The 18593-nt window shown below is 62.9% G+C and carries 20 protein-coding genes; 11 read left to right on the plus strand and 9 right to left on the minus strand.

Going from position 1 to position 18593, the window contains the following annotated elements:
* Nucleotides 1–14 precede the first annotated feature (14 nt).
* Complete coding sequence (locus AC0L18_RS22635; protein WP_473494253.1) at nt 15–920, plus strand: alpha/beta hydrolase family protein; 906 nt, start codon at nt 15–17, stop codon at nt 918–920.
* Here AC0L18_RS22635 and AC0L18_RS22640 read toward each other — a convergent pair.
* Nucleotides 917–1966 (minus strand): DUF1176 domain-containing protein, encoded by a 1050-nt coding sequence (locus tag AC0L18_RS22640; RefSeq protein ID WP_473494254.1) that lies wholly within the window; start codon nt 1964–1966, stop codon nt 917–919. The two genes, AC0L18_RS22635 and AC0L18_RS22640, sit on opposite strands and share 4 nt — an antisense overlap.
* A 122-nt stretch (nt 1967–2088) precedes the next feature.
* Between AC0L18_RS22640 and AC0L18_RS22645 the strand changes: the two genes are divergently transcribed.
* The gene (locus AC0L18_RS22645; RefSeq protein WP_473494255.1) at nt 2089–2595 is read left to right on the plus strand and encodes a DUF1993 domain-containing protein; all 507 of its coding nucleotides are present in this window, start codon (nt 2089–2091) and stop codon (nt 2593–2595) included.
* 44 nt (nt 2596–2639) lie between these two features.
* On the opposite strand, the gene AC0L18_RS22650 is transcribed toward AC0L18_RS22645, so the two are convergent.
* Nucleotides 2640–2804: a hypothetical protein gene (locus AC0L18_RS22650; RefSeq protein WP_095489547.1), complete on the minus strand. Its 165-nt coding sequence runs from the start codon at nt 2802–2804 to the stop codon at nt 2640–2642.
* A 243-nt stretch (nt 2805–3047) separates the two neighbouring features.
* Between AC0L18_RS22650 and AC0L18_RS22655 the strand changes: the two genes are divergently transcribed.
* Nucleotides 3048–4115: an aldo/keto reductase gene (locus AC0L18_RS22655; RefSeq protein WP_473494256.1), complete on the plus strand. Its 1068-nt coding sequence runs from the start codon at nt 3048–3050 to the stop codon at nt 4113–4115.
* A 59-nt stretch (nt 4116–4174) separates the two neighbouring features.
* A complete protein-coding gene (locus AC0L18_RS22660) occupies nt 4175–5440 on the plus strand; it encodes a cysteine desulfurase-like protein (RefSeq protein WP_473494257.1) in 1266 nt (421 codons plus the stop codon).
* Nucleotides 5441–5458: 18 nt separating this feature from the next.
* Here the strand turns inward: AC0L18_RS22660 and AC0L18_RS22665 are convergent, their stop codons facing one another.
* From AC0L18_RS22665 to AC0L18_RS22685, 5 genes are all read right to left on the minus strand, one after another.
* Nucleotides 5459–6490 (minus strand): histone deacetylase family protein, encoded by a 1032-nt coding sequence (locus AC0L18_RS22665; RefSeq protein WP_473494258.1) that lies wholly within the window; start codon nt 6488–6490, stop codon nt 5459–5461.
* Between the two features lie 8 nt (nt 6491–6498).
* A complete protein-coding gene (locus tag AC0L18_RS22670; protein WP_473494259.1) occupies nt 6499–7002 on the minus strand; it encodes a GNAT family N-acetyltransferase in 504 nt (167 codons plus the stop codon).
* Nucleotides 7003–7201: 199 nt separating this feature from the next.
* Complete coding sequence (gene kce / locus AC0L18_RS22675) at nt 7202–8131, minus strand: 3,5-dioxohexanoate:acetyl-CoA acetone transferase (RefSeq protein ID WP_473494260.1); 930 nt, start codon at nt 8129–8131, stop codon at nt 7202–7204.
* Nucleotides 8132–8134: 3 nt separating this feature from the next.
* On the minus strand, nt 8135–9514 hold the full coding sequence (locus AC0L18_RS22680) for an aminotransferase family protein (RefSeq protein WP_473494261.1): 1380 nt from the start codon (nt 9512–9514) through the stop codon (nt 8135–8137).
* 1 nt (nt 9515) lies between these two features.
* On the minus strand, nt 9516–11156 hold the full coding sequence (locus tag AC0L18_RS22685) for a N,N-dimethylformamidase beta subunit family domain-containing protein (protein ID WP_473494262.1): 1641 nt from the start codon (nt 11154–11156) through the stop codon (nt 9516–9518).
* Nucleotides 11157–11312: 156 nt separating this feature from the next.
* On the opposite strand from AC0L18_RS22685, the gene AC0L18_RS22690 reads away from it, so the two are divergent.
* From AC0L18_RS22690 to AC0L18_RS22720, 7 genes are all read left to right on the plus strand, one after another.
* Nucleotides 11313–11561, plus strand: a complete 249-nt coding sequence (locus AC0L18_RS22690) for a ParB N-terminal domain-containing protein (RefSeq protein ID WP_023798216.1) — start codon at nt 11313–11315, stop codon at nt 11559–11561.
* A 429-nt stretch (nt 11562–11990) separates the two neighbouring features.
* Nucleotides 11991–12476, plus strand: a complete 486-nt coding sequence (locus AC0L18_RS22695) for an SRPBCC family protein (RefSeq protein WP_473494263.1) — start codon at nt 11991–11993, stop codon at nt 12474–12476.
* A gap of 26 nt (nt 12477–12502) precedes the next feature.
* On the plus strand, nt 12503–13459 hold the full coding sequence (locus tag AC0L18_RS22700; RefSeq protein WP_473494264.1) for an alpha/beta fold hydrolase: 957 nt from the start codon (nt 12503–12505) through the stop codon (nt 13457–13459).
* Nucleotides 13460–13646: 187 nt separating this feature from the next.
* On the plus strand, nt 13647–14045 hold the full coding sequence (locus AC0L18_RS22705; RefSeq protein ID WP_287138038.1) for a GFA family protein: 399 nt from the start codon (nt 13647–13649) through the stop codon (nt 14043–14045).
* Nucleotides 14046–14164: 119 nt separating this feature from the next.
* Nucleotides 14165–14413, plus strand: a complete 249-nt coding sequence (locus tag AC0L18_RS22710; protein WP_023798212.1) for a hypothetical protein — start codon at nt 14165–14167, stop codon at nt 14411–14413.
* Between the two features lie 218 nt (nt 14414–14631).
* The gene (locus AC0L18_RS22715) at nt 14632–15648 is read left to right on the plus strand and encodes a glycoside hydrolase family 25 protein (protein WP_473494265.1); all 1017 of its coding nucleotides are present in this window, start codon (nt 14632–14634) and stop codon (nt 15646–15648) included.
* A gap of 150 nt (nt 15649–15798) precedes the next feature.
* Complete coding sequence (locus AC0L18_RS22720) at nt 15799–17997, plus strand: esterase-like activity of phytase family protein (RefSeq protein WP_473494266.1); 2199 nt, start codon at nt 15799–15801, stop codon at nt 17995–17997.
* Nucleotides 17998–18177: 180 nt separating this feature from the next.
* Here AC0L18_RS22720 and AC0L18_RS22725 read toward each other — a convergent pair whose 3' ends face one another.
* Entirely contained in the window at nt 18178–18384 is a 207-nt protein-coding gene (locus AC0L18_RS22725) for a type II toxin-antitoxin system HicB family antitoxin (protein ID WP_473494267.1), read from the minus strand.
* 4 nt (nt 18385–18388) lie between these two features.
* On the minus strand, nt 18389–18589 hold the full coding sequence (locus tag AC0L18_RS22730; protein ID WP_128246603.1) for a type II toxin-antitoxin system HicA family toxin: 201 nt from the start codon (nt 18587–18589) through the stop codon (nt 18389–18391).
* Between the last annotated feature and the right edge of the window lie 4 nt (nt 18590–18593).

Genomic DNA, 18593 nt, shown 5'->3' on the forward strand with positions numbered 1-18593 from the left:
CGCATGCCTGAGGGATGGCTATTCGTACCGTCGCACCCCTTGGGGTATTCGTAAATCTCTACGCCCTTTTGACTGCAACGTTTGTTTTTTGTGCCGCCGCTTACGCCGATGCCGTCGAATTAAAGCAATTCAAAGACGATCTGTTCGCCTATCCGGCCATCCTCTCTTCCGAGGGTGCCTATACAGTCGTCGACTATCGCGAGCTGCGCGATATCAACGCCCGCGACAAAGTGCCGGAGCGCCGCGCGCAGGCGCAGTATGTCGACACCGGTGTGCGCAAGGTGCAGCAGGATCTGCTGCTGAAGACCGACGCCGGCAATATCCGCCACGCCGCCGTCGGTCGCACACAAGGCGCCGGCATCATCGTGCTCTATCTCCACGGGCAGGGCGGCAGCCGTAAGCAGGGCGTCGACGATTTCACCTTCGGCGGCAATTTCAACCGCATCAAGAACCTGATGGCCGGCAATGGCGGCCTCTATCTGTCGCCGGACTTCTCCGATTTCGGCGACACAGGTGCTGCCCAGATCGCCGCGCTGATCGGCCACTATGCCGAACGGTCGCCGGGCGCGAAGATCTTCGTCGCCTGCGGCTCGATGGGCGGCGCACTATGCTGGAAGCTAGCCGTCCGCAAGGATACTGGCGGCCGCATCGGCGGGCTGCTGCTGCTCGGTTCGCTGTGGGATGAAAGTTTCCTCTCGAGCCCGGCCTTCAGCCGCCGGGTTCCGGTCTTCTTTGGCCAGGGCAGCAAGGACCCGGTGTTTCCAGTCGAGAAACAGGAAGCCTTCTTCCGTTCGATCCTGGCCAAATCGAAAACCTATCCGGCTCGCTTTGTCCGCTTCGAGACCGGCACGCACGGCACGCCGATCCGCATGACCGACTGGCGCGGCACGCTCAACTGGATGCTGTCGAAGGCGCCTTAAGGCGGTGTGTTGTAGTCCACCACTGTCTGCGGATTGATCTCGCCGTCATAGGAGGCGTCGACATCGTACTGCACCAGCGAGAAATTGCCGTTGCGAAACAGATAGGTGCCGGCCGACGCGGCATCGCCGACACCGCGCCACTTGTTGAGCGAAGAGATCGTCTTGGTGGCGTCGTCATACTCGGAATTGACCAGCTGGTCGTCGGTCTGGAAGCCGGTGACGTTGATCGCCTCGACCTTGCCTTCGCTATCGTTGTTCTCATAGTGGATATCGAGTTCCGGCGAGGCGAACTGCAGCTGCCGGACGCCTGACACATCATCGTAGACATAGTAGACGGCACTCTCATTGTAGGCAGCCATCGAGCAGAAGAAGCGAAACAGCCGCGTCTCGCGTTCGGGCTGATCGGCCTCGGCGCCGGCATCCTTGTAGCGCAGGGAGTAAGCGTCCGGCTCTGCCAAGGGCTCGCCGCCAGGCATTTCCTTGTCGCACTGGTCGCCATAAGTGGCCGCAAACGCCTTCTTGGCTTGCTCCAGCGCCGCATCCTTCTTCGGCGGCGGCGGTGCGTCGCCGCAGCTTGCCGGCACGGCGTCCTCGAATTCGGCCTTGGACGGTTTCAGCGCGCCCTTGTCGATGAAGATCGGGCGGAATGGCGGTTCCTGGATCGAGGCGTTGACCTGGCGCAGGGTGTAGCAGCCGGCAAAGACATTTTCGCTGCCGTCCTTGGCTGTCGCCCGGATGGCGACCGGAACATTGTAATAGATGCTGCCGGCCGCACCGTCTTCGGACACGCCACCGGTTTTGACCTCGACCCTTTCGGTGCCGTCATAGCCCTTGACGAAGGCGTCGAAATCCTGGACCGGCTTGGTTTCGCCGAAATAGTCCCAGGCGCGCGCGAATTCTTGCCGGTTGATGGCGCTGTAGAACGAGCGGATGACCGCTTCGGCGTCCGACCTGTCGTCGACATAAGGCGCTTCGGCGGCGAGCACCGGTTGGCCTGTCACGGCAAGGGAGAAAAAAGCGGTCGCTGCAAAAAGGGCGCTTCTCATCGGGAATCTCCACCGTGGGAAATCCTATCATAGCGATTGCGGCGACGTGGTGACGCTTGAAGAATCGCCTGCGCAGGCGCTAGGTGCCGCCGTCGGCGTTCCCGCCGGGATAGGAGAGTCACGTGACCATATCGATGTACGAAGCGTCCGTTCCGGTGTTTTTGGCCAGGTTGAAGGCGCTATCCAACGTGCTGAACATCGCCGAGCAGAATGCGCTCGACCGCAAGATCGATCCGCAGGTGTTTTTGACGTCGAGCCTGGCGCCGGACATGTATGCGTTGACCAGACAGGTGCAGATCGCCACCGACCACGCCAAAGGCGCGCCGTCGCGGCTTGCCGGTCGCGAGGTGCCGAAATATGAAGACAACGAGGCGAGCTTTGCCGATCTCCAGGCGCGCATCGCCAAGACCGTCGACCTTCTGGCGACATTCTCGGCTGCCGATATGGACGGCTCCGATGACAGAATGATCGAGCTGAAGCTTGGCCAGCGCGAATTCTCGATGGCCGGCATGCAGTATCTGCTGCATCTCGCCATGCCCAATTTCTATTTCCACGTGACCACGGCCTACGACATCCTGCGCCACAATGGCGTGCCGCTGAGCAAGGCGATTTTCATGGGATCGCGTTGAAGAATGGCGAGGGAGATATCCCGGTCGAGCCGGGATATCCGTGACTAACGTGAGGACATTTCGCGGGCGACGCGCGGAAAATCGGCTGGTTTGATGCCGATGTCGGCACGGTCGGCATTGCTCATCGAATGAAGCAGCGCCAGAGCCGCGCGGTAGCGCAGACGTTCCTGCGGACGCGGACGGGCGAACATTTCAGTGAGGAAACCCATGATTCAAGCCCCTGGTTGGTCCTCCCAAGCCCCAATATAGGCAAATCATGACAATTGTGCAGTGCACCATTTAGCATGGCAGCCATGCTGCACTGATCTTTGACTTCGCGAGCGCCATGCTTCGACCGTCCGGAAAAGTCGCTGGCCACTGTCGGCAGGGTTGGAGACATCCGGCGCATTCCTGTATGCTGCGGCTTCCTTCCCGCGCAGCCGCGCAAAAGAGTTCCCGCCGGAGAAATTACCATGCAAAAACGCCGCCTTGGTCGGACCGATCTTCTTGTTTCCCAGATTTGCCTGGGATCGATGACCTGGGGCCAGCAGAACACCCAAGCGGATGGCCACGCCCAAATGGATCTGGCATTTTCGCGCGGCGTCAACTTCATCGATACTGCCGAGCTCTACCCGATCCCGCCCAAGGCGGAGACGCAAGGCTGGACCGAAAAGATCATCGGCAGCTGGATGAGGGCAAAGGGCAACCGCGACCAAGTGATCCTCGCCTCGAAGGTGGTTGGCCGCACTGCCAACACATGGTTTCGCGGCGATCGCCCGTCGAAGCTGGTGCGCGCCGACATCTTCGATGCCGTCGAAAAGTCGCTGACCAGGCTCAACACCGATTATCTCGACCTTTACCAGATCCATTGGCCGGAACGGGACGTGCCATGGGGCGCCAATCCGAACCGCGTCGGTGCCGTGCCGCTGCGCGCCGATTCCGCCGGTACACCGGGCGGCGAGACGCCGATTTCCGAGACGCTCGCCGTCTTCGACGAATTGGTGAAGGCCGGAAAAATCCGCCATTTCGGCCTGTCGAACGAGAGTTCCTGGGGCGTCATGCGGTTTATCGGCGAAGCCGACACAGGCGTCGGCCCGCGCCTGGCGTCGCTGCAGAACGCCTATAATTTCGTCAACCGCGGCTTCGAGGTGAACCTTGCCGAGGTCTGCGAGCGCGAACAGGTTTCCCTACTCGCCTATTCGCCGCTGGCGCAAGGCTACCTGACCGGCAAATACGATCATGGCGCGCGGCCGCAAGGCTCGCGTTCTCAGCTTTTCAACCGTGGCCAGCGCTACGAGACGCCCAATGCCGCGGAGGCGCAGCTCCAGTATAACGAACTGGCGCGCTCTTTCGGCATGGAGCCGGCATTGTTTGCCAACGCTTATGTCACGAGCCGGCCCTTCGTCACGTCGAGCATCATCGGCGCGACGACCCTTCCGCAGCTCGAAATGGCGCTGTCTTCCGTCGATGTCGTCTGGACCGAGGATATGCAGAAGGCGGTCGATGCAATCCACCAGCGTGTCGGCAACCCGTGTCCGTGAGCTGCTTTCCGGCTCTGTAGGTGTGATTGCCAAACGATTTCAGTAGGGAGGGGGAAAAAGTGAATTTTCCGATTGAGGTCGTGCGCGAGAAATTTCCGGCACTGTCGCTGACCGACAAGGGCCGTCGCCGCATCTATCTCGACAACCCTGCCGGCACTCAGGTGCCGCAGGCGGTCGCAGACGCGGTGTCACGCTGCCTGCTGACCACAAACGCCAATCTCGGCGGCTTCTTCGAAACCACGATCGCGGCGCAACAGATCGTCGATGACGCCCATGCGGCGATGGCCGATTTCCTCGGTGCTGCAAGCCCGCAGGAAATCATCATCGGCGCCAACATGACGACGCTGACCTACCACATGTCGCGCACCCTCGGCCGCACGATGAAACCCGGTGACGAGATCATCCTCACCCGTATGGACCACGAGGGCAACGTTTCGCCGTGGCTGCAGCTCGCCGAAGATCTTGGCCTTGTCGTGCGCTGGTTGGCTTTCGATGAGCAGAGCTGGCAGATCGAGGAGGCGGCGCTTGCTGCGCTGCTCACCGACAGGACGCGGCTTGTCGCCTTGAACTACGCCAGCAATCTGACCGGCTCGGTCAACCGGGTGAAGGCGCTGACCCGCATCGCCAGGCAGGCCGGCGCGCTGGTCTATGTCGACGCCGTGCAGTTCGCGCCGCACGGCCTGATCGACGTCAGGGATCTCGGCTGCGATTTCCTGGCCTGCTCGGCCTATAAATTCTTCGGGCCGCACATGGGCATAGTGTGGGGCAGGCTGGACGTCATCGACGCGCTGACACCGTACAAATGCCGCTGTTCGTCCAATGCTCTGCCGGAGCGGTTCGAACTCGGCACGCCGCAGATCGAGCTGATGGCCGGCCTGAGCGCCGCGGTCGATTATTTTGCGGAGCTGGGCGCCGCCGCCGGTGAGGATGGTTCGCGACGTACCAGGATAGGCAAGGCGTTTGAAATTTCAATTGCTTACGAGAACAGGCTTACGCAAAGATTGATCGACGGCCTGTTGGCCATTTCAGGCCTGACCATCCACGGCATCACCGATCCGGCGCGGTTCGGAGAGCGCGTGCCGACGGTCTCGTTCACTGTCGACGGCATCGTGCCGGAGACGATCGTGCGGCAGATGAATGCGGAAAACATCTTCCTGTGGTCCGGCCACAACTATGCTTGGGAGATCGTGCACCAGCTTGGCATTCCAGCCGAGCAGGGTGTCGTGCGCATCGGCATCGCCCATTACAATACGGCGGCTGAGATCGATGAGACGCTGGAGAGCGTGCACCGGGTTATCGCGATGCTGCGACAGGAGCGACTCTGAAGCGGCATCCGGCTGATATTAGCGTTTCTTGCCGCCGCTGAACCCGGTGAGGAAGGCAGTAAGATTGTCGCCGAGTTCGTCGCAGAGATAGCCGCCTTCCTGGACGATGACGGTCGGCAGGCCACAACCGGCGATGGCCTCGCCGATGCGCGAGAAGCCCTGCGTCGTTACCGTCAGTCCGCCGAACGGATCGCCCTCGAAGGCGTCGAGGCCGAGCGCCACGACAAGCGCTTCCGGCGCAAAGGCGCGGATGCGCTGGAACGCCATTTCGAGTGCTTCCAGGAACGCGGCATCGCCGGATTTGCGCGCCAGCGGCAGGTTAAGATTGTAGCCGAGACCAGGCCCTTCGCCGCGTTCGTCGGCATGACCCCAGAAGAATGGATAGAAGCGCACCGGATCGGCATGCAGCGAGACGGTGAGCACGTCCGGCCGGGCATAAAAAATGCCTTGCGTGCCGTTGCCGTGATGCAGGTCGACGTCGAGGATCGCCACCCGTGCTGCATTCTTGCGCATCGTCTGCGCCGCGACCGCCGAATTGTTGATGAAGCAGAAGCCGCCGGCGACGTCGGCAAAGGCGTGATGGCCGGGCGGACGGCACAGCGCATAGGCAGCCGGCGCGCCCGCCATTACCGCGTCGGCGGCCTCGACCGCGCTCCAGGCGCTCCACAGCGCGCTCCGCCAGGTCTCGCCGGAGATCGGGCAAGCGGTATCGGCCATGTGGTAGCCGGCCTGGCCGACCGCCGAGGCCGGATAAGAGCCGCCCCGCGCGATCGGATGGATGTTGGGGATCACTTCGGCCGAAGCGCCTTCGATTCGCTGCCAGCGCGCGAAGATGTGCTCGAGAAAATCGAGATATTCGGGCGTATGCACAGCGGCAACCGGACCAAGCCCGTGATCTTTCGGCCGTTCGATCGTGCAGCCGGCAGCCTCGGCGCCGGCGAGCAGCCGTTCGACGCGCTCCGGCTTTTCCGGATTGGGCTTTTGGGCGCCGCTGGAGAGGAACGCCTTGGGATCGTGGCGCTTCTGCTCTTCGGCATAAAAGGCTTTCATGATTTCCCTCATTCCTCTGGTGCATCGGCGAAGGCAAAGAACGCGTCGCCGACGATCTTCTGCACCTGCTCGTAGCTCGACCAGGCAATGCCCAGCCTTTCGTAAAAGGCCTTGGCGGTTTCATTGTCGCTGTCGACGGACAGTCTGAGATAGGCGCCGCCGTCCTTCCGGCATTCTCGGGCGACACGCCGCAGCAGGCGTTCGCCGATCCTGCGGCCGCGAAACCGATCTTCGACATAGAGATCCTGCACATAGACGCCGGGCCGCCCCATCCAGGTCGAGAAGATCGGGAAATGCAGGCACAGGCCGGCAAACTCGCCGTCGACTTCGGCGATCAGAGTCGAGAAGGCAGGTTTTTCGCCAAAGCCACAGGTGCGCAGGTCTTCGGGCGTAGAAGTGATTTCCTGGTGTGCGCCGGTATGCGCGCCAAGCCGCAGGATCGCGGCATGGATGGTTTCGACGTCCTCGATGCGGCCGGGCCGGATGATGATTTTGGGTAAATCGGCAGTCACTGGAGGTTCGGCGCCCAGGCACCCCCCTCTGGCCTGCCGGCCATCTCCCCCTCAAGGGGGGAGATTGGCAGCGGCAATCTACCCGCACATCCTGCAACGCTCGCGATTGGCGAAAGCGGCAAGGACATCTGATCTCCCCCTTTGAGGGGGAGATGTCCGGCAGGACAGAGGGGGGTGCGGCGCATCAGGCCAATAACCATCAAAAAGCCACCCGGTCACCGCCCTTGAGCGCCAGCATCTCGCGCGCCTCGGTGGGCGTGGCGACGTCCAGCGACAGCCCGTCGAGCACGCTGCGGATGCGGCGCACCTGGTCGGCATTGGACTTTGCCAGCTGGCGGCCGTCGTAAAGGCTGTCCTCCAGCCCGACGCGGACATTGCCGCCCATCGCCGCCGCAATCGCAATCATCGGCATCTGGTGGCGCCCGGCGGCCAGCACCGAAAACTGGTAGCTGTCGCCGAACAGTTTGTCGGCGATGCGCTTCATATGGACCAGATTGTCGGGATCGGCGCCGATACCGCCGAGAATGCCGAACACGAACTGGATGAACAGAGGTCCCGACACCAGACCTCGATCGCGAAAATGCGCCAGTGAATAGAGGTGGCCGACATCGTAGCATTCAAATTCGAAGCGTGTGCCGCAGCCCTTTCCAAGTCTTTCGAGCACGGTCTCCATATCGGCAAAGGTGTTTTTGAAGATCGTGTCGCGGGTCGCTTCCAGCAGCTTCGGCTCCCACTCGTGCTGCCACTCCCTTGGCCGGTCGAGCATCGGGAACAGCGCGAAGTTCATCGAGCCCATGTTGAGCGAGCACATTTCGGGCTCGGCCCTGAGCGGTGCGGCCAGCCGCTGGTCGAGCGTCATCAGCGAGGAGCCGCCGGTGGTGATGTTGATCACCGCTGATGTCGCCTGCTTGATGCGCGGCAGGAACTGCATGAACACATCAGGATCGGCGGTCGGCCGCCCATCCCCGGGGTCGCGGGCGTGAAGATGCAGGATCGAGGCGCCGGCTTCGGCAGCCGCGATCGCCTCTGCGGCGATCTGGTCCGGCGTCACCGGCAGATGCGGCGACATCGACGGCGTGTGCACCGACCCGGTGACGGCGCAGGTGATGATGACTTTTCGCGGCGCCATGGCTCAGCCTTCGACCGGCAGGTCGAGTTCGCCGGCCAGCAGCTGCAGCGAGTCACCGATGATGGCGACGATCTCGCCGATCTGCTCGGCCGTGACGATCATCGGCGGCGCCACCATGAAATTGTCGCCGTCGACCCCGCCCTTGACCTTTCGCCCATAGATGATCAGGCCGCGCTCATAGGCGAGGTCGAGCAGGCGCTGGGTGGCCTTCTTCGCCGGTGCGATCGGCCGCAGCGTATCAGGGTCGGCGACCATCTCGGCACCGAGCAGCAGGCCCTTGCCGCGCACGTCGGCGACGAACGGAAACCGCTTGGCCAAGCTCTTCAACTCAGCCATCAAAAGATCGCCCATGCCAGCCGCGTTGGCGATCAGGTCGAGACGATCCATTTCGCCAAGCACGGCGAGCCCGGCGGCGCAGGCGAGCGGATTGCCGGCATAGGTATGGCCATGCTGGAAGCCGCCGGAGGCGAGCAGCGGCTGCACCAGCCGCATGGATGCCGCCAGCGCGCCGAGCGGCGCATAGCCCGAGCCCAGCCCCTTCGACAGCGCGACGATGTCGGGCTTGCAGTTAAAATGGTCGCCGCCGAGGAATTTGCCGGTGCGGCCGGCACCGCTCATCACTTCGTCATGGATGAGCAGGATGCCGTAGCGGTCGCAGATTTCGCGGATGCGCGGATAATAGCTGTCCGGCGCCACCAGCGCCGCGGTGGCAGCGCCGCCGACCGGCTCCATGATGAAGGCGAGCACGCTTTGCGGCCCCTCGGCGAGGATCTTCTCCTCCAGCATGTCGGCGTAGCGGACGCCGCGCTGTTCCATCGAGAGATTGTCGCGGTCGCGCCAGGCGGCCGGCGCCGGCACGGTCGGCATGACCTGCATCATCGGCGCAAAGGTTTCGGCCAGCGCATCGTCGCCGGTGACGGCGAGCGCCCCCAGCGTGCCGCCATGATAGGATGGAAAGCGCGTGATCACCTTCCAGCGGCTGGCCTGTCCGGTGGCGACAGCCCATTGCCGCGCCAGCTTGACGCAGGATTCCGTCGCTTCCGAACCGCCCGAGACAAAGAAGATCCGGTCCAGGCTTTCGGGCAGCTTTCCGGCCAACTCCCGTGCCAGGTCCTCGGCCGGCTCGTTCTCGAAATGCAGCCGGTACGCGAAGGTGGCGCGATCCATCTGCCGCTTCATCGCATCGAGCACGTTGCGGTTGGAATGACCGATATTGGCGACCATCGGTCCGCTCGACCCGTCGATGAAGCGGCGGCCGTCCTGCGTCCAGATGTAGATGCCTTCGGCGCGGTCGACCAGCGGCCGGCGCAGGCTGGACAGATAGAACAGATGCGACGGCAGGCGCGTCTCGGTATCCGGGGCAGGGGTCTGGGACTTCAGCATGTCAGGACTTTCCGAGATAGCGGTCGATTACATTCCTGGTGACGCGCTCGACCATCGCGTCCTGCCTTAGCAGGCCGGCGACCCATTCGCAGCTTCCGGCGTGGAACACCTTGCCCTTGCCGCGCCGGAAATTGACGATCATGCCGTTGCCGCGCTTGATTTTGTCGAGATTGGCGTCGCTCGCCTCGCCGAACAGCGTTTCGGCGGTGAAGCGTCCATCCTCGTCGCCGAGAAACTGGTGTTCGACCGGGATGTCGGCGCTCTCCTCGACTTGCGCAGCCATGCCGACCGCAAGGATTTCCAGCCCATCCGGCGCGCCGCTGTCGGGCGTCGGGTAGGGCACGCCGCCGTGGATCTCGTGGTCGAGCCCGTCGACCTCATAGCCATAGACATGGCTGTCGGCGCCGAGCAGGTCGCCGTAATAGATGCCTGTGCCGGCGAACGCCCAATGCTCAGGCCGGTAGACCGGAAAGCCGCGTACGCCGCGCGGTGCGCAACCGCCCCAGCCGGCGTAGATGCCCCTGGTCGCATTGAGCCCGAAGGTCGTCGCACCCGGCCGGCCGATTTCCGGTGCTTCCCAGGAGTTGGTGGCGCGGGTCACGTCGCCGCCGCGATAGACCGGATCCTCGGCGCGGGCGCGGTATTTGTAGCAGACCTGACGGCGGCCCTCGTCCTCCAGTCTGGTCTGCCACATGAAATTGCCGGCGAAGCGCGCCGCATGGCCGCCGCGCTCGACATAGGCGTCGACAGCGTCGCGCATCTCCCAGGTCCAGTATTCGTCATGGCCGACGAAGACGACGCAGTCATAGCCGTCGAGGATTTCGGGCGAGAAATGCAATTCGTGCTGGCTGGCAAGGTCGACCGCATAGGCGGCACGCTCTGCAAAACGAAAGAAGTGGCTGTCATAGCTTGCCCAGCCCGACGAGGCGTATTTCTTCGAATGGCCGGTGGCGAAGGCCCATTCCATATGCGGATAGCGCGGCACGGTTTTGGGCGCCACGGCGACCTCGAGCGGCACGCGCGGCGCCTCCTTCGGCAGGACAACAAAGCCGCGGCACCATGGCCGCTGCGTCGACACCATTGGGGCATACTGGTCGCGGTTCGGGCCGGTGATGCCTTCGTAATGATTGGAGCCGCCCCAAGTGTTGTAGGCAAGCCAGGTGCCGGTGGCGGCGACCTGCAGCACACGTCCCCGTTTCTTGCCGGGCTGCGGGGTGACGATGAAAAAATGGTGGCAGCGGACCGGCTTGCCATCGCGGCCATCCGCCGTCAGCGTGACGCGATAGGCCCCGGACGGCCAGTCGTCGCCGACGCGGAATTCAAACGACGCGTTCCAGCCGCAGCCTAGGACCGAACATTGGTCGGGTGTATCCTGCCAGCGTGCCGCGATCCCGGCCTTCTCGAACATTTTCGTCTCGATGCTGCCGTCGCGGACGATCGCCATGCTGAAGCTGGAGGCCGTCGAGCTGACATGCAGCGTCACCGTCTCGCCCCGACGGTATGAGAAACGGTCGCTGTAGCACCAGATCTCGCCATGTTCGCCGTCCATGCCCGGCCATTCCCAGTAGTGGCCGCGCACCGCTTGCCGGCGCTGGTGGAGCGTCAGCCCGAAATCGGGGAATTCGGTCGGCAAGTCAGTCATGGCTACCGGCATGATCGAAGATCGCCATTTCGGCCATCTGCTCGGCAAGCGTCAATCGGAAACGATCGGGCCAGCGATAGCTGACAGCCGGCCTTGGCCTTGCCTGTCAAACCGACTATCTCTCAAAAGGCGGCCTTTTCCGCCGCGGGAGCCGACATGCTGAGAGTGCAAAAGGTCAGGGTGGACGACATCTACGTGCCGACCGCGCGCAGGAAGACGCTGCATCCCGAGACCGTTCGGCATCTGGCCGAGGACATTCTGGAAAACGGCATGAAGACGCCGATCCAGGTGCGCCACGACGGCAAGCGCCATATCCTGGTTGAAGGCCTGCACCGGCTGGAAGCGGCGAAGTGGCTCGGCGAGACCGAGATCGAAGCCTATCTGGTGCAAGCCAAGCGCCACTGACGGTCACGGAGCGATATGGTCCTCGCCGTGGAAGGCTTTGGTCGCGTGTTGATGTGACGCGCGCCTCGGCGATTAGCTGAAGCGTCCGTCTTTTCGTCATCCTGGGGCGGAGCAAGGAGCGAAGCGACGCGGCGCAGACCCCAGTATCCATGCCGCGACCTCGGAGCGCTGCTACGGTGCTGAATTGTGCACCGCTGCATTCTTCGGCCGTGGTCACGGAATGGATCCCAGGGTCTCCGCGATCCAGAATGTTTATGATGGCCCACCGAAGTGAACGAAGGAATACTTCCGACCCGTCAGATCCCTGCAGCGCCACTGGCAGATCGACGTAAAGTACGGATGTTGTCGACATTATTTCGTTGGCGGTGTCGGGCCGCGGTCTCGTGGCTCGTCCTTGGCACGAAGCCAATCAATTCTGAGGAGACCATCATGACGACCAAGCTCGACATCGCCCCCAGTTCCGACCGTGAACTGGTTCTCGCCCGCATCATCGATGCGCCGCGCGAGAACGTCTATCGCTGCTGGACCGAGCCGACGCTCGTGACGCAATGGTTCGCGCCAAAGCCGTGGACGACGCCGCGCGCCGAAATGGACGTACGCACCGGCGGCTCCAGCCTGGTCGTCATGGCCGGTCCCGACGGCAGTGAATTCCCGAACCCCGGGGTCTTCCTCGAAGTCGTGCCGGGCAAAAAGATCGTTCTCACCGACGCCTATACAAAGGCCTGGGAGCCTTCCGAAAAGCCGTTCATGACGGTCGTGCTGACCTTCGAGGATGAGGGCGAGGGCAAGACCCGCTACATCGCCCGGGTTGCGCATTGGTCGGTCACTGACCGCGAAGAGCACGAGAAGATGGGCTTTCACGAGGGCTGGGGCCAGTGCGCCGACCAGCTCGAAGAAGTCGCCAAGCGGCTTTGATATCGGCGGGACGCAAGGAGACCGACATGTCCAGATCGATGTTTTTCGCCATTTTCGCCTCGGCTGCGGCGCTCTTCGCCGCGCCGGGCGCCACCAAAGCCGAGGACGCAAAGCCGTCCATGACCAGCGAAACGAAAGCCATGCCCAAGCCGGCGAAATCCGGCCTGCTGCCGATCAACGGCCTGAATTACTATTACGCCGTCTATGGCCGGGGCGAGCCGCTGCTACTGCTGCATGGTGGGCTCGGCACCACAGACATGTTCGCGCCGATCCTGCCGAAGCTTGCCGAAAGCCGCACCGTCATCGGCGTCGACCTGCATGGTCACGGCCGCACCGCGCTCGGCGATCGGCCGTTGAGCCTTGAGGCGATGGGCGACGACATGGCGGCGATCGTCAAGGCGCTCGGCTACGACAAAGTCGACGTCATGGGTTACTCGCTGGGCGGCGGCGTCGCCTTCCGCATGGCCGTCCAGCATCCCGAGACAGTGCGCCGGCTGGTGCTGGTCTCGACCGGCTATGCCTCGGACGGCTTCTATGCCGACATGCGTACTCAGCAGGCGCAGGTCGGCGCGGCGATGGCCGACATGATGAAGGACACGCCGATGTACAAATCCTACGTCGCGGTCGCGCCGCACCCGCAGGATTTTCCAAAACTGCTCGACCAGCTCGGCACCCATATGCGCAAGGACTACGACTACTCCGCCGACGTAGCGAAGCTGAAGATGCCGGTCATGCTGATATTTGGCGACAGCGACATGTACCGGCCCGAGCATGAGATCAAGTTCTATCAGATGCTCGGCGGCGGGCTGAAGGACGCCGGCTGGATGCGCGAGAACCTGTCGCAGAACCGCTTGGCCATCCTGCCGAACCGCACCCACTACGACGTGTTTTTCGCGCCGGAACTGGTGGCCGCCGCACTGCCCTTCCTCAATGGCGAGACCAAGGTCAAGACCTGGGACGAGATCGTCAGAGAAACGCACTGACCGCCTGACAACTGCCTGCCGGCCGTCCTCCCGCGAGATGGCCGGCGACGCTCGTTGCGCATCGCGCCTGATCGTACATTCGGCCTGCCGCATCACGCCAACAGATGGCGCCATCAAAGCTTTTCAATTGACGCTCCTATCCCGGCAGCTACCTTCCTGCCAATCTTCAGAAAGACGGGCTAAGGCAATGGCGAAATATCAGGGTGGCTGCCTGTGCGGGGCAGTGCGCTACCGCACTGAGGCCGCGCCGATCAACGAGCGCGTCTGCCATTGCCGGCTTTGCCAGAAGGCGCTGGGCGCGGCCTTCAACGCCCGCGTGCTGTTCCGTATCGACGATGTGACCATTGACGGGCCGGTGGCGACGGTGAATTCCTCGCCCGATCTCAAGCGCGGCTTCTGCCCGGGCTGCGGCACGACGATGTTTTCCCGGCGCGACTCCGCCGGCATCATCGGCATCACCTCCGGCTCGCTCGACGATCCTTCCATGTTCAAGCCGCAGATGCATATCTGGACCGCCTCGAAGCAGCCTTGGGTGCAGCTCGATGACGGACTGCCGCAATATGAAGGCGCCCCGCCGCCCAACTGAGGCGCAGGGCGTGCCAAATTTTTTCGTCCGGGACACGAGATAGCCGGCAAAGCGTCATTGGCGAGCCATCATTGCCGCCTATCTATTGCCTGCGGGTCGGCAGTCGAAGGAGGCGACAGATGAACGACAGAATTAACACCCTGGATGAGCTTTTGAGCGATCCGATGGTCAAGCTGGTGATGGAGCGTGACCACGTGCAGCCGGCCGAGCTTCGCTCGCTGCTCGAAGAAAAGGTTCGCCGGGATGATGATGCGCCGGTCAATCCCGTCACCGATCGCCCCAACTCTGATCGCCTTGGCACCGACCGCTCCGTCCCGCCCGCTCATATGGTAGCCGAGAGCTGCCACAATCTATGGTTGTGCGGCTAGGCAGCGATCTGTTGGCGTCGCGATCCTTCGCGCCGTCTCGGTCCTGCATCGTTTCCAGGCTCTCACCGCTAAGGTGATAGAGCGAGCGCCTTGCCCAGCCCCTCTGCCCTAACAATTTGATTCAAACTTTGTTGGTAATTTCTTGTTAGTAATCCGGACTGGTTTGTCCGGCGGCGTTGTCTTGCCATCGGTCTGTTGTGTTCTGCGTACAGGTCCAGATGCGGTTATCAGGCGTCGTCATCTTCTCGATCGCGTCACTTTGCCTTGCCGGCTGCACGTCCACGTCCGGCGTCGACGCGCTGCAAGTGCCGTCCAGCGAGACCACCAGCTCGGTTGTGCGGCCGCCCGCGCCGGTGGCGTCGGTCGGCGCTGCCGATGTCGAACCCGACTTCGCGCCGGAGGAGGCGACGGAGCAGACTGTGGCGATGGCCACTCCGGAGCCTGCCGAAAGCATCGAGCCACCCGTCGAGCCGATTGCCCTGGTGGCGCCGAAGCGGCTGGCACGGGCAGCACCGATCCTCGCCGAGCCGGTCCAGCGCTATCGTTTCCGTGACGCCAAGCCGATCAATTTCGGCAGGGCATCGCCCAGGCACCTCGCCGTTCACGGCGTCGACGTCTCGCGCTGGCAGGGCAACGTGAACTGGGCGAAGCTGCGCGCGCAGGGCGCGAACTTCGCCTACATCAAGGCGACCGACGGCGGCGATCACCTCGACCCAATGTTCAGGAAGAACTGGCGCAATGCCGACGCCGCCGGCCTCAAGCGCGGCGCCTATCACTTCTTCTACTGGTGCCGCACCGCTGGTGAGCAGGCCGACTGGTTCATCCGCAACGTGCCGAGGGTCGAGGGCGCCTTGCCGCCGGTGATCGATGTCGAGTGGAACGGCGAATCCAGCTGCAAGCGGCGGCCGTCGCGGCAAAAGGTGCTGGAGAAGATGCAGGTCTTCATGGACAAGCTCGAGCGCCACTACGGCCAGCGGCCCATCATCTACACCGCGCCTGATTTCTACCGCGCCAATCTCAGAGGCGCATTTCTGGATTATCCATTCTGGCTGCGCGCGGTGGCACAGCACCCGTCAAAGGTCTATCCCGGCCGCAAATGGGTGTTCTGGCAGTATTCCGGCTCCGGCCTGTCGCATGGGGTGAGGGGCCGCATCGACCTCAATGTGTTCCACGGCGACGAGAGAGCCTGGCGGAACTGGGTTGGCGGGCGGCAGATGGTGGCCGAGGCGGAGTAGGCGGCCGCAGAAAGCCGCCATTTGCAGACCAGCATGAGGTGAATATCGACGGACCTGACCGCCTGTCGCGGAAGTGTCATCGATCCGTCATCGCATTGAAATGTCGCTCCCGCAATCAGGTGGCTTCCATTCGAACAGGAGACGCCACCCGTGCCCCGCCATTCCGCGCTTTTCGTCCTGACGGCAGCGCTTGCTGCCTCGGTTTCGCTGCCGGCCCATGCCGACATGATGTTCAACCGCGTCGCGAGCTTCGCGGTGGCCGGAAACCTGCCGGCGGATGTCGAGAAGACCACGCCGACTTCGTCCGAGATCATCACGGCGAGCGAAGACGGCATGACGCTGGTTTATTCCGATAGCCCGCTCGGTGCGGTCGGCTTCATCGACATCGCCGATCCCAAGGCGCCCAAGGCCGGCGGCATCGTCAAGATCGGCGGCGAGCCGACCTCGATTGTGGTCATCGGCGGCAAGGTGCTGGCCGGCGTCAACACGTCGGAAAGCAAAGCCAGGCCTTCGGGCAACCTCAGCGTTATCGATCTTGCCTCCAAGGCGATCGAAAGCACCTGCGACCTCGGCGGCCAGCCGGACTCGCTGGCGTTCAGCAAGGACGGCAAGTTTTTGGCCATCGCCATCGAGAACGAGCGCGACGAGGATCTGAACGACGGAGAAATTCCGCAGATGCCGGCGGGCGACCTCAGGATATTCACGCTTGCCGAAGGCCAGCCTGATTGCGCGACAATGAAGACCGTCAACCTGGCGGGCATTGCCGAAGTCGCTGGGGAAGATCCCGAGCCGGAATTCGTCGCCTTCAACGAGGCCGGCGAGATAGCGGTCACGCTGCAGGAAAATAACCACATCGCCATCGTCAACGCCGAAACCGGCGCGATCGTCACGCACTTCTCCGCAGGCTCGGCCACTCTGGACAAGATCGACACCAGGAAGAACGGCGCCTTGTCCTTCGATGGCAAGATCGAAAACGTCGCGCGCGAGCCCGACGCCGTGAAATGGCTCGACAATGACCGCCTCGCCGTCGCCAACGAAGGCGACTACAAGGGCGGCTCGCGCGGTTTCACGATCTTCAGCAAGAAGGGCGAGGTGCTCTACGAATCCGGTTCGTCCTTCGAGTACCAGGTCGCCAATGCCGGCCATTATCCCGACGACCGCAACAAGAAGGGCGTCGAGCCGGAAGGTCTCGAGACCGGCACGTTCGGCGAGGACAGGCTGATTTTCGTCGCTTCGGAGCGTGGCTCCGTTGTCGGCGTCTACAAGGACACCGGTGCAGAGCCTCGGTTTGTGCAGATCCTGCCGTCCGGCATCGGCCTCGAAGGCCTGGTCGCGATCCCGTCGCGCAATCTCCTGGTCACCGCCAACGAGGCCGACCTGGTCGAGGACGGGCTCGCCCGCTCGCACGTGATGATCTACGAGCGCTCCGAAGGCCCCGCCGCTTACCCGATGATCACGGCAAAGCCCACGGCAGACGGGACGCCGCTCGGCTGGGGCGCGCTTTCGGCGCTCGCCGCCGGCGACGCTGCCGGCAAGCTGTTCGCTGCCTCGGACTCGTTCTACGCCAACGCGCCCTCGATCTTCGAGATCGATGCCACCCAGACGCCGGCGCTGATCACCGGCAAGACCATCGTCACGCGTGATGGCCATCCTGCACAGAAGCTCGACGTCGAGGGTTTTGTCGCCGACGGTGAAGGCGGCTTCTGGCTGGCCAATGAAGGCGATCCGGCAAAGCTCGTCCCGCACGCCATCCTGCGCGTCGACGACAAGGGCGAGATCAAGCAGGAAATCGGCTTCCCGATGGAACTGCTCGCCCACCAGAGCCGCTTCGGTCTCGAAGGCATCACCGCGATCGGCGAAGGCGACGACCTGACGCTGGTGATGCCTGTCCAGCGCGAATGGGCCGACGACCCCAAGGGCCAGGTCAAGCTTTTGGCCTACAAGCCCAAGGCCAAGGAATGGTCAGCGGCGCGCTACCCGCTCGAAGCGACCGAAGCTGGCTGGATGGGCCTGTCGGAGATCACCACGCATGACGGCAAGCTTTACATCCTCGAACGGGACAACCAGATCGGCGACCTGGCCAAGGTGAAGCGCATCTATTCGGTGGCGCTCGACGCCTTCAAACCTGCCAAGCTCGGTGGCGACCTGCCGTTGGTCGAAAAGACGCTGGTGCGCGACATCGTCGGCGACCTGAAATCAGCCAGCAACGGCTATGTCATCGACAAGGTGGAAGGTTTCACCATCGACAAGAACGGCGATATCTTCGTCGCCACCGACAATGACGGCGTCCACGATTCTTCCGGCGAAACGCTGTTTTTACGCTTGGGCAACGTAAGCGCCGTGAACTGAGGGTGGTTCTTGCCTTCTCCCCTTATGGGACCTTGTGGGAGAAGGTGGATCGGCGCGCAGCGCCGAGACGGTTGAGGGTGTTGGACGGAGTGCCGTCAGTGCCAAGCTGGAGCACCCCTCATCCGACCTCGCTTCGCGAGGCCACCTTCTCCCACAAGGGGAGAAGGGAGAGCGCGGTTTTTATGCCTCTACATATTCCGCCAGGCTGACACCTTTGGGCACATCCAGCCCATCGGCACGCAAGCCTTCGATATGAAAGCGTATTGCGTCGCGAATTTCGGTTTCCACCTCAGGCACAGTCGCGCCGGTCGCGATGCAGCCGGGTAGATCCGGCACGTAAGCGGAATAATTGTTTCCGGCTTTTTCGATCACCACCGCGTAACGCATGTCATCACTCCTTTAAACCGGACTGCTTGAGGATGCTGTTCAGTGTTCCCGGTGCAACCTCTTCAGACGGCTTGCCGGCCACGGTGACGCGGCCGGCTTTGATTTCATGCTTATATTGGCGATGACTGCCTTTGGTTGCAACCAGATACCAGCCGTCGGTTTCCAGCAGGCGAATGACTTCGCGGACCGTAAGCCGAGGTGGCATCAGG

This window comes from Mesorhizobium sp. WSM4819 (genome assembly GCF_055811215.1).

Excerpts from the sequence above, each read along its gene's own strand:
- AC0L18_RS22635 (WP_473494253.1), top strand. The coding sequence starts at position 15 with ATGGCTATTCGTACCGTCGCACCCCTTGGGGTATTCGTAAATCTCTAC.
- AC0L18_RS22640 (WP_473494254.1), bottom strand. The coding sequence starts at position 1,966 with ATGAGAAGCGCCCTTTTTGCAGCGACCGCTTTTTTCTCCCTTGCCGTG.
- AC0L18_RS22650 (WP_095489547.1), bottom strand. The coding sequence starts at position 2,804 with ATGGGTTTCCTCACTGAAATGTTCGCCCGTCCGCGTCCGCAGGAACGT.
- AC0L18_RS22655 (WP_473494256.1), top strand. The coding sequence starts at position 3,048 with ATGCAAAAACGCCGCCTTGGTCGGACCGATCTTCTTGTTTCCCAGATT.
- AC0L18_RS22665 (WP_473494258.1), bottom strand. The coding sequence starts at position 6,490 with ATGAAAGCCTTTTATGCCGAAGAGCAGAAGCGCCACGATCCCAAGGCG.
- kce (WP_473494260.1), bottom strand. The coding sequence starts at position 8,131 with ATGGCGCCGCGAAAAGTCATCATCACCTGCGCCGTCACCGGGTCGGTG.
- AC0L18_RS22680 (WP_473494261.1), bottom strand. The coding sequence starts at position 9,514 with ATGCTGAAGTCCCAGACCCCTGCCCCGGATACCGAGACGCGCCTGCCG.
- AC0L18_RS22685 (WP_473494262.1), bottom strand. The coding sequence starts at position 11,156 with ATGACTGACTTGCCGACCGAATTCCCCGATTTCGGGCTGACGCTCCAC.
- AC0L18_RS22690 (WP_023798216.1), top strand. The coding sequence starts at position 11,313 with ATGCTGAGAGTGCAAAAGGTCAGGGTGGACGACATCTACGTGCCGACC.
- AC0L18_RS22695 (WP_473494263.1), top strand. The coding sequence starts at position 11,991 with ATGACGACCAAGCTCGACATCGCCCCCAGTTCCGACCGTGAACTGGTT.
- AC0L18_RS22700 (WP_473494264.1), top strand. The coding sequence starts at position 12,503 with ATGTCCAGATCGATGTTTTTCGCCATTTTCGCCTCGGCTGCGGCGCTC.
- AC0L18_RS22705 (WP_287138038.1), top strand. The coding sequence starts at position 13,647 with ATGGCGAAATATCAGGGTGGCTGCCTGTGCGGGGCAGTGCGCTACCGC.
- AC0L18_RS22710 (WP_023798212.1), top strand. The coding sequence starts at position 14,165 with ATGAACGACAGAATTAACACCCTGGATGAGCTTTTGAGCGATCCGATG.
- AC0L18_RS22715 (WP_473494265.1), top strand. The coding sequence starts at position 14,632 with ATGCGGTTATCAGGCGTCGTCATCTTCTCGATCGCGTCACTTTGCCTT.
- AC0L18_RS22725 (WP_473494267.1), bottom strand. The coding sequence starts at position 18,384 with ATGCGTTACGCGGTGGTGATCGAAAAAGCCGGAAACAATTATTCCGCT.
- AC0L18_RS22730 (WP_128246603.1), bottom strand. The coding sequence starts at position 18,589 with ATGCCACCTCGGCTTACGGTCCGCGAAGTCATTCGCCTGCTGGAAACC.